Here is a 12,801-nt window from a genome sequence, read left to right on the forward strand (position 1 = left end):
GGCACCACCCGAATTAGCTCGAAGGTTGTCGAAATGGATACTAGTAAAAAACGAAAAAAGAGGTTCTCCATGATGGAGACCTCTCATTTTCCTATACCACACACCATCTATTCAACTAGCTCTGTATAAACCACAAGCCGTTCTTCGTAATGACCTGACTTTCTGTTAAATGTTCCTGTACATGTAATCAAATTCAAGTTCGTTTGGCTACTATAGCCAAATATGCGTTGAAGTGGAGAATCTTCAGGCGTGTATGATTCTATCCCTGTCACTTGAAATTCGAGCTTCTCTCCATCTTCTCCCTTAACGATAACAACGTCTCCCTTTTTCATCTCTTTCAGAAAGTAGAAAGCACCTGGCTTAGAATTGCCATCAACATGACCTGCAAGAACGGCATTACCTGTTTCTCCAGGTTTGTATCCGGGTCCATACCAACCAACGGTATTGATTTCATCTGGAACGCCCATTGAGCCATCTTTGGTTCTACCAACATTTTGAATTGGAGCATTCAAATGAATGGATGGAATTTCAATAGTAACAGGTGTGAGTGCTTCAGTACCTTTAACAGGAGACTGATCTGGTTTATAATCTGGGACTACTATAGAAGGATCAGCTTCTTCTGCTGATTCTTCCTGACTCCCCGTATTCTGCTCTACCTTCAAACTATTCTCCTTAGCCGAAGCAAGCGTTGGTGGCTTTACAACAGTATTACCACTAATTGTGGTTAGAAGAAAAATCATATACAAAAATGCAACTGTACGTAACCCTTTCATCTTTCTTCCTCCCTATTATGTAAAAAAAGGAGGGAATACCCCTCCTTCACTAATTATCACTCTGCAGAAACTTTTCTTCTCACTGCATAAGCGCCAGCAAGAATAAACAGTGGTGCAGTCCAGATTAACCAGTTTAGGCTAGCTGAGTCACTCATCCCACCCATTCCTGTTTCAGGCATTTCTGGCATACCTGCAAATTTGTCAGGAAACTGCGTTACGATCGCTGAGCTAAATAGCTTTGCTGGTGTAAACATATGTGCATATCCTTCACGAGCAGAAAACCAAGTCTCTTCATAGTCACCTGCTACATAGGGAAGGCTTAAGTTCTTATTTCTCTTCACACAAAATCTTTTATTATTGTTCCGTTCAGATATTTGCTGATATGAGATATATTCCCAAGTACAAAAGTCTCAAACCCAAGATCTTAATTCGATGTGCTAAAGGGATATTCAACAATTGTGTAATTTTTTTATAAACCTTTAGTATGACTAGGCTCATTCAATGCCCTAACATACACCAATTTTTTTAAAAACGAGAAATAACTACTTAGGTTTTATCAATTAAGACACTATCCCAAATTTTATAAGTTGTCCCAACAGTACATGCGCCTACTTGTGATATAAACCAAAACAGTGAGTCTATATTTTCCTCCAGACATTAATGACATTATTTTCCCATAAATAAAGCCATTCTCCTATACTTTTGTTTAGAATATGAGCTTCTCTCTCTAGTAAATAAATTATTTAGGTAACTATCTCTGATGGACAAGAGCCATTTTTGTTACCTAGCATGGCATTTGCTCAGGTCAATGATTGTCCATTGACGTAGTATAACGTAACACTCCACAAATGAGTGGTGAACGAATGTCTCATACATTCATTAGCCTACATGTGTGGGTTAAGAAAGGAAGGAAAAATACAAGATGATTGAAACAATAACGATTGCTACGTTTATTGCCACCCTTTTCTTCATCTTCATTCGACCATGGGGATTAAACATTGCAATTCCAGCAACCCTTGGGGCTGTGTTCATTATTGCTCTAGGCGTTGTTTCCAATAGTGACCTACTGACTATTTCGTCAAAGGTTAGTGGGGCTGGTATTACAATTGTCGCCACAGTCGTGATGGCAATTGTGCTTGAAAGCTTCGGGTTCTTTCATTGGTGTGCATCTCAACTAGTAGATCGTTCCAGAGGTTCAGGAATCCGACTCTTTTTCTATACAAACCTACTGTGCTTCCTCATGACGCTTTTCTTTAATAACGATGGGAGTATTCTAATTACTACGCCGATACTAGTCTTACTCTTAAATCACCTATCGTTTACAACAAAAGAAAAGATTCCTTATTTACTAAGTGGTGCCCTTGTTGCCACTGCATCAAGTGCGCCTATTGGGGTAAGTAACATTGTGAACCTCATTTCACTTGATATTATTGACATCTCCTTATATCGACACACCGCTATGATGCTCGTTCCAGCTTCTGTTGGTCTATTCTTCATGGTCCTCTTATTGTACCTCGTATTCCGAAAGCAATTACCAGTTACCTTTGAAACAAAAAAGTTTGAAATAAAAGACCAGATTCACGCTAAGATTTTTGGCAATCATGCTGAGGATCTTAATCCTAAGAAAGTAGCTAGATTCATGAAAAAAGTATTGCTATTTGTCTTCACAGTTCGTATTGGGTTGTACATTGCATCTTACGTTAACTTCCCAGTATCCATTGTTGCAGTAGTTGGCTCACTAGCTCTATTAGGTTGGAGATGGTACTACTTACGAGTCAGTCCACTCGATATGATAAAGAAAACACCTTGGTCTATTTTCTTATTCGCATTTAGCATGTATGTACTAGTCTTCGGTCTATCAAACATTGGATTAACCGACCTTGTTGTCCGATACTTAGAACCTTTCGCTGAGGCCTCGCTTTATCAAGCAAGTGTTATGAATGGACTAGCGGTAACTTTCTTTTCTAACTTATTCAATAACCACCCTGCCTTAATGATTGGTACTTTATCTTTAACGGCAATGACTATTGATCACAATGTTATGGAAAGCATGTACCTGGCAAGCATCGTTGGTAGTGATATTGGTTCTCTGATCCTTCCGATGGGAACATTAGCAACATTAATCTGGATGCACATTCTTAAGAAAAAAGGCATTGTTGTAACATGGTGGCAATATATCAAAGTCACTCTTATCGTCATTCCACCAACGATTATAGTCACATGGACACTATTGTATTTCTGGTTGGAATGGTTATTCTTTTAATAGAAAATGTGGTCATCCTCTTTCTGAGAACTGACCACATTTTCTTATATTCACAAATCATAATCGGCAGTTAATTCACCTACAAAATCCCCTTCCACTTTTACTAGTTTCAATTGATAGTCATCCATTTCACTGAATATTTTGTAGCGACCAGTTTTCACTAAAGATAGTAAAGTTAATAGATTCATCCTTCATCTCCACCTTCTCCTTTTAGTTAGCAAATGGTGTGTTTCAGTCTTTATCTTACAAATAATCAAAAGAATTGTTTGTTATTCTTACGCCAGTACGAACATCTTTTATATCTTTCTTACTATCTACCTTCGCACTTGCTGCGGACTGACACGCTTTGGTATAAAGTGTGGCTTCAAATCCTTCAATCATTAACTTGAACGCTAGAATCGCTATTGTAAAACAAAAAATTGGGACTAACGGGATCCAATAATAATCTGTAAACAGAAAGCGAAAATTACTGCCAATTAGGCCAGACCATTCACTTGAAAACGATACATAAACAGCTTTATCAAACATGTCTGTTGTTAGAAGCGCACCTCCAAACAGAATGTTCAATATTCCTAAATGGGCTAATAGCAGCAACACCTGAATTACCTCTCGAACAAAGAGTAGAAACAGCTGTGGGCGTAAATAGGGCATAAGATGCACACGAAGTAAATGGAACCTGCTTCCTCCCAATACCTTCACACTATCAATGAATTCCTTCTTTTGAATAATGCTTACTTCCTTTGAAACATTAATCAAAACAATTGGGACGCCAATTAGAATAAGAACGACCATCTCAAACAGAACTCTTTCAGTAAATGTCGTTGAGAACCCGTCTAGGAATCCGTCTTTCATCAGTACCCAGCTTAAACATAAATAAGCAAGTAAGGATGCCGGAAAGTAATACAATCCCTCAAAAACCGGTTTTACTTTTTGAAGGAAGGAACGACAGTACAGTTGCATGAAGATTCCTAAGATACTAGAGAACAAGAAGCGACTTAAGGCGATAACTAGCGCGATTCCAATTGTATATTTGGCTCCAATTAGGATGACAAAAAACAAATCTTGAGAAATCTGATCCGTACCAAAGGGAGGATAGTCCCATGGTGAATATGGTGGTCGAGCGACAATGTCTCCATTCTCATTTGTTATAATTTCCGCTGTAGGAATGGAATTGTCTGCAATAACACTATACAGCACACTTGATAGAATCAGAATGAAGATAAAACTACTTCCAATCATAAAACGTTTATTTCGTATCAATATTGGTAGCATTTAACTTGGCACCTCCTCACCTGTGAAATGGGTGATAAGGCGTTTCGCAACGAATTCGATTATGTAGATCGGGATATAGATCATTATGATGCTTAACATCACAATTTGCGCGCTAACATTCGAAATGATAAACCAGGTGATACCGTACAGATTAAAAATAATTTCCAGCATGACGAGGTTCGTTAGCATAAGTAAAATAATCGATTTCGAATGATTAACGACGCTAACTAGCGAATTCCTCGTAATGTGTTTGAGCAAGATCTTCCATCTCGAAATGCCTTTCCCTCTCGCAAGCTCAACGTATGGCCTCGTTAATTCATCTTCAAATATGAGTAGCATAATTCGGTAGAGAAAAAGTGATGGCAATATAGAAAAGGTCACAAGCGGAAGAACGAGTGGCCGATCGAACCCTCCTACAACTTCAAAAAGAAGAATACCAGTTTGTTTGTAGAGAGCAACAAAAGCAAGCTGGACCATCACAATTATGAATAGATCAGGGACGGCTTCTAGAAACCCTACCGTTTTCTTTAGAATTTCTTGTAACCTGTGCGGAAGGAACAAAGTGATGATTGTTAACAACAGCGCTGATACTAAAGCGAGAACAAATCCAAGTAGAAGTATCGATAGAGAATAGCTATAATACTCAAAAATAATTGGAAAAACAGAGCGCTCAATCCCACTCCCTTCTGATGATTCATAGGTAATCGTTGATAAATCGGTGATTGCTTTGACGTTCGCTACAAATTCATCAAGCAATAGAGGGAAGCTAAAGCTGATACCGTTCTGAAACAAACCTGCGATACTCACGATTAAAACGATGCTTAACAGGATACTAAAGAACCTTACAATACCTTTCATTCACTTACACTCCTTACTTATTTTTCCTATACTAGTAAAGACGAGTGAAAGCAAGAAAAGTTTCCAAAAAAACAAAAAACGACTCCCATTATCAGAAGTCGCTTCTTACTTAATTTTTACTTGTTAATGTAAAGAACATAATCGAACCGATTAAGGAAGTAGTAAATAATATGGTTCCCATCGGTACTGCCGTGGTTTCATCAATTCCAACAAGTGGTGAAACCATTGCACCGAATAATAAGGGAAGCATTCCTAATACTGCACTTGCACTACCAGCCCGATGGCCTTGTTTCTCCATGGCAAGAGTGAATGTGCTTGTTAGGACCATTCCCATTGCGGTCATGTAGATAAAGATTGGCACAACAAGCGTCGCAAGAGGTCCCTCAATAATAGTCATCACAAGTAGGAACAGCGTCGCACTCACTGCAGTAACAACAGCTGTTCTAAGTAGGCTACGCTCCTGGAAAAAGGCACTCAGTCGTCCAATCAGATAACTTCCTGAAATGATGGCGAGGCCGTTGATTCCAAATAGGATACTAAATACCTGCGGAGAAACGTTGTATATGCCCTGGTAAACGAAGGGCGTACCTGAAACATAAGCAAAGCTTCCACCATGTACAAAACCAATCGTCAATGCATATCCGATAAAGGAACGATCTTTCATAAGACTTCCGATTGTACGTACGGATTGACTAATTGTACCCGGCATTCGTTTCTCAGGCGGCAGCGTTTCCGGTAATTTAAACTTAATGACTGCTACAATAACGAGGCCAAGAAATCCAAGAAAGTAGAAAATCGTATGCCACGTCGCAAAAGGAAGCAGCAGAATGGCTCCCCCTGTCATTGGAGCAATCATCGGCGCTGTTGCATTAATCACCATAAGCAGTGCGAAGAATTTCGTAAGCTCTCTCCCGCTGAATACGTCTCGTACAACGGCACGAGAAAGAACTACGCCTGCTGAAGCGGTAAATCCTTGAAGAAAGCGCGCAATGACAAGCGTGGTAATGTTTGGTGCTATGGCACATAGAATGGATGACACTGCGAATAAGAAAATAAAGAGTAATAATGGCTTTCGTCTACCTTGCCCATCACTATACGGCCCCACCACAATTTGACCGATGGCAAGGCCGATTAAACAAGAGGTTAAACTAAGTTGAACAAGGGATGCACTCGCCCCTAAGTCACTTGCAATTCCTGGAAAACTCGGTAAATACATATCAATATTAAGCGGACCTAATATTCCAAGCATACCAAGCAGGAATGCGAGTCCTAAGCGTTCTTTCCCTGTTGGATTTTGTATCATTAATGGTAACACCTTTCTTTGCTTTAGCTAAATAACCCTATTGATTTTAGCAAACAGGCAGGGGCAAGACAACAGTTAACTAAAAAAGAGAGCTGCCAGAATAGCAGCTCCCTTTGGTGGTTTGGACAATAAAAGTAGGATTTGGACAATATATTTGAAATCTAGCCAATAAAATAGAATTCCCGCTAATATATCGAGATTTCGGCTAATATATCCTAAACTCCAGCCTACTTCATGCACTATTCATCATCTAGCTTACGTTAATTTCTTGAGTGACTCTTTATCAAACGCTAGTAGATCATTTTCTCTACCGTCATGCACCTTCTTCACCCATTCTGGATCCATTAACAGTGAGCGTCCGATGGCAACGAGATCAAACTCTTCGTTCTCGACTTTTTCGATAAGACCATCAAGGCTTGTTGTTTCAGCACCTGCAAAGCTAGTGAATTCTCCATCAAGTCCAACGGATCCAACAGAGATAACAGGTTTTCCTGTTAGTTTCTTCGTCCAACCAGCTAAGTTCAAGTCAGATCCTTCAAATTCAGGCTCCCAGAAACGACGTGTTGAACAGTGGAAAATATCCACGCCAGCTTCAACTAGAGGTTGTAAGAAACGCTCTAACTCATCTGGAGTTGTCGCAAGTTTTGCTTTAAAGTCATTCATTTTCCATTGAGAGAAGCGGAAGATGATCGGGAAGTCAGGTCCTACTTCACGTCGACATGCTTCAATAATTTCCACTGCAAAGCGAGTTCGACCAACAAGATCACCACCGTAGCGATCGGTACGCTTATTCGTTTGCTCCCAGAAGAATTGATCAATTAAATAACCGTGAGCTCCGTGAAGTTCAATTCCATCGAAACCAATGCGTTTGGCATCAGCCGCTGCTTGCGCATACGCTTCTACTAATTGACCAACTTCTTCTTCTGATAACGGTTCAGTTACTTTTTCGCCGTCTAGGCTTAGTCCTGATGGACCAACAGGCAATGCTTCTTCATTCGGAAGATCACCTTTGCTACGCGTCATCCCAACGTGCCAGAGCTGTGGAACAATTTTACCGCCAACGCTGTGAACTTCCTTCACAACATTTTCCCAGCCTTTTAATGCTGCTTCCCCATGAAATACAGGAATGCTTGCGCCTGAAACGGATGCAGGATGATTAATTCCTGTTCCTTCGGTTACGATTAAGCCTACTTCATTTTCAGCTCTGCGGCGGTAATAAGCTGCCACATCTTCTCCAGGTATATTATCTGGTGAAAAGCCGCGCGTCATTGGCGCCATCACCGTACGATTGGGTAGTGTTAAATTCTCACAATTAAATGTTTGAAATAATGCTTTTGTAGATGCCATGAGAAATCCTCCTCTGTTCTTACTGGTTACCATTATTCCAAAACTATACGTAAAAGAAAAAAGATCTGCTTGAAGAAATTAACTAAATAACCACCCCATTTAATGAAATAGGGTGGTTATGGACTATCGCTGTTCAGGATAAGCTGAAAATCGATTGATATCGGCGGCTGTAATAAGATCTGTATCTGGCGGTTCATATCCGAGATGACGGGCTAGCCAAACAATCTGGCCTTTATGATGGAATTCATGAGTTGATGTATGCGTATAGAGCCATAAAACAGAGAACTCATTTTCTTCATTATCCACGTTTTCTGTTCGACTAATTTTCTCATCTTCTTGTCCTTCAAACCGATCTAGGAATCGAATAACGAGCTGATCTACTGTATCAAACAATTCCCTCATGTCATTAACGTCTTTCGCTTGTTCAGGGCGTTCTGAGAAATCAGGATCCTTCAAGCCAACTTTCCCTAACCAGTAGAAATAGCATTCTGCTGCATGCTGGTGAAGAGCGCGCATTGAATTACCACCAAGCGCATCGATTTCTTTCACATAATCTTCTTGATTCACGTTCTCACAGAAATGAAAAAGTAATTTCCTCGTGTGCATAATCCAATCATATTGTTCTTTAAGTACATTCATTGTTTTTCCTCCTGTACATTAGTAAACCCTTCGTTATGTATTCCTTGTTACGTTCTCACTAAAACTTTTCTAGTGGTTAAACTTTATTATTAACTCCACTGTTGTAAGAATTGTCGCAAATTCGTCATGTAGCGTTGCTAACGTTATGTCATGAATTTGCTCTGGGTTATTAGTTCGCGAGTGCCTGTCACCACCCGATTTGTGTCATGTTATGTCGATTCGCAAACCTCCAAATCTGATCCGCTCTCTCCTCCTCTTACACCAGAACGCTATCGCTTCTTTCTTATCCTGTTTATTTATCTACTGTTATTGTTTTGGTATTACTATCTACAAGATCAATCTCTTTGAGCTTGTTATGCAGTTTTTTCTTTTAATGCGCATTAACCACTGAAGGTACTAGATCGGATAGGAAACATTGGACAGAGAATGACTTCCTTTACAGCGCTGACAAGAAAGCATCAGCGCTGTAAAAGCAGCCGTTCCATGAGACTGAAGTATACTGAGACCATCTTAGGTTTCCACCGTATCACCCGATTTGAACGCTTGAATTTCTTCAACAGTGCGCTTTCTACACATCAAACCAGTCCAATGTGCTTAATCTGCTTACCGCTACCCGTACCGTAGTACGCCTGGTTACCTTACCGAACCGTTAGGGCCGTTCTCGCCATAGCTTCTCAACACAGAAACCGGGAACTATGAATATTTGAGAACGCTGAATTTTCTGCATCGGCTTCAGCTCACCTGACAAGTTTAATTTTGAAACGTGTGGTAGGCATTCCACGTTTTGATCAACGGCACACCTTAAGAAACCTCACAATCGTCTCTTTTAAATAGTAGATTGGAAGCCGTTGTTCACTATTAAATTCGATTTTGAATTATGTAGGAAAAGATAGTTAGCTAAGGGGCAACCCATTTGTTGAACCTCAGCTACTGTGAAACTAGATGATGTTCTTGTTTACACGCTGTGAAGAAAGGTGCTTCGGTAGTAGAAGAATTGTGTCATTCAACGTATCAAGCTTTTCTTCTATGCGGTGAAGTAGATAAAGCATCACCACAATCGGAAAGCCAACGTCGCTAATGAGTGACATCCAGGATTCCATCGTTTTTCCCTCCTTGGTTATTTATGTCGGCAGGAAAAAGGAAGGACAATCGCCCCTCCCCGTTACAATTAGCTAATGACGATCTCATTTTCGTTACGTTCAACAATTCGTGCGCCTTTCTTTGCTGTCACATCTCCACCGCTTGTTGTGAAGCAGTTCTGAGCGATGATCGCTTCCATTGCAGCTGCAATAGCGGCTGGATTAACAGGTTCAACTGGATCGCTTAGGGTGATCGAGAATGGTTTGTTGTCACGCGTATCGAATTGAAGTTCAAGAGTTTTGGCCATAGTGGTTAACCTCCTTTCTTATTGATTGAGTGATTTTACGCTTGTAGATCAGATGAATCGTTACGCTCAACTGCGAATAGGCTGTGCTGCTGGAGTGGTGCTAGCGCAAGAGCTACTGCGAAAAGCGCATCAGGTGTTGCGGACGGTTTCATGTTGTTAAAGTTCTTGCTGCGGAAAAGCGACTTACCATTCACATCAACGCCAGTTTCTAGAACCATACGAAGCTGCGTGTTCATGAGTGATGATGATGCCATGTTGATCACCTCCTTTCACCCTATATATCGTTTTGAAAATGGAAAAAGGGGCATGTATGTAAAAAATATTTTCCGAACGCAAAAAAAGCGTCCTATCTCGTCAAAGAGAGGACGCTTTTCCAGTTAGAAATCACAAGACGGCATTCCAGGAACGTTGCCACTACTTGGGGACAACCTTTTCTTACTGCATTGCTCCTGAAGTAATACGCTTAAGCGTTCTTGTATTTTCATCGTTTCTGGTGTTTGGTAGGCGGGATCAGCTAAGTTACGTTCTTCCAATGGGTCAGTGGATAAGTTATATAATTCAAATTCATCAGGTAATGGCGTTGTTTTGGTTGTTGTCACGCAATGAGAATACTGGACATCTGAATTAGGAGGCACTGGGGTGTCTTCATGAAGAACAACATCCTGTACACCGGGATTACTCCAGAATTGAGGGTTATCGTAGTAGCGAGAAAATTTCCAGAGTTCATGCTTTTTGTCTTTACCAGTAGGAAGCGTCGTGATCACGGCTTCAATGTGATTGGGTTGAACGACCGATTCATATGGCTGGCCAGTTACAGTTACCTGGTTTAATCCTCTCGTTACATCGTCGTCCGTCATAAAATAAAGCGGTTCATTCGCGCGATCAAATCTTCTTTTCCCTTTAAGGAGAGGCGTAAGATCCCTCCCAACCAGAGGATGGACTTCTGTATGATCAACGCTTAGTTTTTCTTGTGCTTTTTTTGGATCGATTCCTGCGAGGCCTAACATCGTTGGCACAACATCAACGTGACTCGTTAACATCGTTGTGCTTTGTCTTCCTTTAAAAAGCTTAGGACTATGGATAATCAGCGGAACGTGGATAGACTCCTCGTATGCGTTGTACCATTTTTGATATAACTGACCGTGCGCGCCTAATAGTTCACCGTGATCCGAAAGAAAAATCACAACAGTGTTTTCGTAGAAAGTTGATGCTTGTAGCGCTTTATAAACTTTATGCATTTCGTCATCTGCTTGCTTTTGTAGAGAATAATACAATTGCCGATAGAACACGTCATTTATCAGCGGTTGCAATGCTTTCGGGTACGTGGTGCGATAGCTTCTTTGAGCAGTCGGCTTCGTTCGTAACGATTCTCCAGTAGTAGGTGCAGGCGGAATGTATGGAACAGTTGGGTCAACCTTGAAATCGAATAACCCGCTTTGCGCCGCAAAAACGCCATATAGGGCAATGTCATGAGGGTTTATGAATGAACTCATAATCATCCATGGTGCATCAGACTCTTCTTTTTCAAGAGACTGAATTAATTCAACAACTTCTGCTGCATAAATAACGTCTCGCCCGCTGATCCCAACCGCCGCAGATGAAGCTGAATTTCGAGGGTTTGTTCCATGTGGCTCTGGTCCCACCCAACCGTTGAATCCAAATTCATCTAGCCGGCTAGCATTAAGATACTGTTCTACATTCGCTTCATCCGGTACACCTGTAGACGTGTAACTTGCTAACGCATTGTTCGTTCCAGGAATGAGAATATCTTCTTCAGATGCATGCCATTTCCCCTTCCAGTACGTACGGTATCCTGCCGTTCGTAAGTAATCCCCCATCGTTGGAACGGTATTACGATCTAGCCAGAAAACATCTGGGTCAAAGGGCGTTTTCGCTGCCCCACTTGTTTGTGTCACACCGTGAAGAGATGGATATTGACCAGTGTAAAGTGTTGTCCTGCTAGGTGAACAGGCTGTACTGCCAGCGTAATGCTTCTTGAATTCGAAGCCATTTTCTTTTAACAATTCTTGTGTAATTAAATTCTTTCTTCTCCACTCTCTCAATTCTTTATTATCATATACAGATGGATAACGTTCTTGATCGACCATTAGAATGAGAAAGTTTGGCTTTTTCCCTTTCGCCATTGCTGGAATACCTCCTTAGGTGACGGCTCTGAAGTTGGAGAAAAGTGTCTATTTAGTTGAGTGGAATTCCCCTCTCTTACGCTTCAGAGCAATAAGCAAGATCAATCCTCTATATGCTTTCATCATCCTACACCATATGCTCTAGCCTAGAGCACCGTTCATACAGAAAAAGCGGGTGGTGCCAGGCACCACCCGCTTTCTGTTGGATATTGTCGAACAAGATTTGAAGAGGTTAATCAATCGGGTCTTCCGCTTTACCATATCGAATAACATCATAGATCGCCATGCCATCGCTAGGTTTCCCGTCATCATTCTTATACGGCATTAACGAAAAGAAAACGAAATAGAACGAGAAATAAACAAACTGTCTAAATATTAAAGATTCAGGAAGAACATCGGTCAGAATAAGGTAATTTATGATTAACATTAGGATTAAGTTAAATCCGCTACCTGCAAAATAAATTAAGACATGTGCCCATGTTTTGTTGTACGATAACTTGTCGTACTGACACCACCCTTCCATAAAGTATCTTTTCCGAATTTCAAGTGGTCCGATATCAATAATTTTCTTCCCTGTTCCGATACTAAATTTAATTCTTCCACCGAATAACCTTGCAACCAACACATGTCCAGCTTCATGGACAAAGGTCACGATCGGTAAGATGATAAAGAAGTTCACAAAGAACATTGGAATATCGCTAAATGTAAACATAGATAACCTCCGTTATTTTTCGATTTAGTTCAGTTAATCAATTCAGATTTATATAAATGCAATCGAGATTTGCGTATTAAAAGTTATTACTACTCTTCACCTG

At 40.6% G+C, this 12,801-nt stretch carries 14 protein-coding genes and 1 pseudogene; 1 reads left to right on the forward strand and 14 read right to left on the reverse strand.

Going from position 1 to position 12,801, the window contains the following annotated elements:
- Positions 1–107: 107 nt before the first annotated feature.
- On the reverse strand, positions 108–773 hold the full coding sequence (locus tag AB986_RS08920; protein WP_053216096.1) for a class F sortase: 666 nt from the start codon (positions 771–773) through the stop codon (positions 108–110).
- Between the two features lie 56 nt (positions 774–829).
- On the reverse strand, positions 830–1,114 hold the full coding sequence (locus AB986_RS08925) for a nucleoside/nucleotide kinase family protein (protein WP_048310488.1): 285 nt from the start codon (positions 1,112–1,114) through the stop codon (positions 830–832).
- A gap of 581 nt (positions 1,115–1,695) precedes the next feature.
- Here AB986_RS08925 and AB986_RS08930 point away from each other — a divergent pair.
- Positions 1,696–3,036, forward strand: a complete 1,341-nt coding sequence (locus AB986_RS08930) for an arsenic transporter (RefSeq protein ID WP_048310489.1) — start codon at positions 1,696–1,698, stop codon at positions 3,034–3,036.
- 50 nt (positions 3,037–3,086) lie between these two features.
- On the opposite strand, the gene AB986_RS22335 is transcribed toward AB986_RS08930, so the two are convergent.
- The 12 genes and pseudogenes from AB986_RS22335 to AB986_RS08980 form a co-directional block, all read right to left on the reverse strand.
- Complete coding sequence (locus tag AB986_RS22335; RefSeq protein WP_161797354.1) at positions 3,087–3,224, reverse strand: cupin domain-containing protein; 138 nt, start codon at positions 3,222–3,224, stop codon at positions 3,087–3,089.
- 55 nt (positions 3,225–3,279) lie between these two features.
- Positions 3,280–4,308, reverse strand: a complete 1,029-nt coding sequence (locus tag AB986_RS08935) for a hypothetical protein (protein WP_048310490.1) — start codon at positions 4,306–4,308, stop codon at positions 3,280–3,282.
- Entirely contained in the window at positions 4,309–5,166 is an 858-nt protein-coding gene (locus AB986_RS08940) for an ABC transporter permease subunit (protein WP_048310491.1), read from the reverse strand.
- 109 nt (positions 5,167–5,275) lie between these two features.
- A complete protein-coding gene (locus tag AB986_RS08945) occupies positions 5,276–6,469 on the reverse strand; it encodes a Bcr/CflA family efflux MFS transporter (RefSeq protein ID WP_048310492.1) in 1,194 nt (397 codons plus the stop codon).
- A 255-nt stretch (positions 6,470–6,724) separates the two neighbouring features.
- Complete coding sequence (locus AB986_RS08950) at positions 6,725–7,816, reverse strand: NADH:flavin oxidoreductase (RefSeq protein ID WP_048310493.1); 1,092 nt, start codon at positions 7,814–7,816, stop codon at positions 6,725–6,727.
- A gap of 123 nt (positions 7,817–7,939) precedes the next feature.
- Complete coding sequence (locus AB986_RS08955; protein WP_048310494.1) at positions 7,940–8,455, reverse strand: DinB family protein; 516 nt, start codon at positions 8,453–8,455, stop codon at positions 7,940–7,942.
- 69 nt (positions 8,456–8,524) lie between these two features.
- Positions 8,525–8,617: pseudogene (locus tag AB986_RS22975) on the reverse strand (cysteine hydrolase); the annotation flags it as partial.
- 776 nt (positions 8,618–9,393) lie between these two features.
- Positions 9,394–9,555, reverse strand: coding sequence for a YvrJ family protein (locus tag AB986_RS08960; RefSeq protein WP_048310495.1), 162 nt, complete (start codon positions 9,553–9,555; stop codon positions 9,394–9,396).
- 68 nt (positions 9,556–9,623) lie between these two features.
- Positions 9,624–9,842 carry a DUF2922 domain-containing protein gene (locus tag AB986_RS08965; protein ID WP_048310496.1) on the reverse strand — a complete coding sequence of 73 codons (219 nt, stop codon included), beginning with the start codon at positions 9,840–9,842 and terminating at the stop codon, positions 9,624–9,626.
- A gap of 35 nt (positions 9,843–9,877) precedes the next feature.
- Positions 9,878–10,096 (reverse strand): DUF1659 domain-containing protein, encoded by a 219-nt coding sequence (locus AB986_RS08970; protein WP_048310497.1) that lies wholly within the window; start codon positions 10,094–10,096, stop codon positions 9,878–9,880.
- Positions 10,097–10,219: 123 nt separating this feature from the next.
- Entirely contained in the window at positions 10,220–11,986 is a 1,767-nt protein-coding gene (locus tag AB986_RS08975) for a sulfatase family protein (RefSeq protein ID WP_048310498.1), read from the reverse strand.
- 232 nt (positions 11,987–12,218) lie between these two features.
- Positions 12,219–12,698 carry a site-2 protease family protein gene (locus AB986_RS08980; RefSeq protein ID WP_048310499.1) on the reverse strand — a complete coding sequence of 160 codons (480 nt, stop codon included), beginning with the start codon at positions 12,696–12,698 and terminating at the stop codon, positions 12,219–12,221.
- Positions 12,699–12,801 lie beyond the last annotated feature (103 nt).

It is taken from the genome of Guptibacillus hwajinpoensis (assembly GCF_001039475.1).
GTDB classification, from domain to species: Bacteria; Bacillota; Bacilli; order Bacillales; family Guptibacillaceae; genus Guptibacillus; species Guptibacillus hwajinpoensis.

What these genes read in the sequence shown, in the direction of transcription:
- AB986_RS08920 (WP_053216096.1), bottom strand. Translation starts at nt 773, where the DNA reads ATGAAAGGGTTACGTACAGTTGCATTTTTGTATATGATTTTTCTTCTA.
- AB986_RS08930 (WP_048310489.1), top strand. Translation starts at nt 1,696, where the DNA reads ATGATTGAAACAATAACGATTGCTACGTTTATTGCCACCCTTTTCTTC.
- AB986_RS22335 (WP_161797354.1), bottom strand. Translation starts at nt 3,224, where the DNA reads ATGAATCTATTAACTTTACTATCTTTAGTGAAAACTGGTCGCTACAAA.
- AB986_RS08935 (WP_048310490.1), bottom strand. Translation starts at nt 4,308, where the DNA reads ATGCTACCAATATTGATACGAAATAAACGTTTTATGATTGGAAGTAGT.
- AB986_RS08940 (WP_048310491.1), bottom strand. Translation starts at nt 5,166, where the DNA reads ATGAAAGGTATTGTAAGGTTCTTTAGTATCCTGTTAAGCATCGTTTTA.
- AB986_RS08945 (WP_048310492.1), bottom strand. Translation starts at nt 6,469, where the DNA reads ATGATACAAAATCCAACAGGGAAAGAACGCTTAGGACTCGCATTCCTG.
- AB986_RS08950 (WP_048310493.1), bottom strand. Translation starts at nt 7,816, where the DNA reads ATGGCATCTACAAAAGCATTATTTCAAACATTTAATTGTGAGAATTTA.
- AB986_RS08955 (WP_048310494.1), bottom strand. Translation starts at nt 8,455, where the DNA reads ATGAATGTACTTAAAGAACAATATGATTGGATTATGCACACGAGGAAA.
- AB986_RS08960 (WP_048310495.1), bottom strand. Translation starts at nt 9,555, where the DNA reads ATGGAATCCTGGATGTCACTCATTAGCGACGTTGGCTTTCCGATTGTG.
- AB986_RS08965 (WP_048310496.1), bottom strand. Translation starts at nt 9,842, where the DNA reads ATGGCCAAAACTCTTGAACTTCAATTCGATACGCGTGACAACAAACCA.
- AB986_RS08970 (WP_048310497.1), bottom strand. Translation starts at nt 10,096, where the DNA reads ATGGCATCATCATCACTCATGAACACGCAGCTTCGTATGGTTCTAGAA.
- AB986_RS08975 (WP_048310498.1), bottom strand. Translation starts at nt 11,986, where the DNA reads ATGGCGAAAGGGAAAAAGCCAAACTTTCTCATTCTAATGGTCGATCAA.
- AB986_RS08980 (WP_048310499.1), bottom strand. Translation starts at nt 12,698, where the DNA reads ATGTTTACATTTAGCGATATTCCAATGTTCTTTGTGAACTTCTTTATC.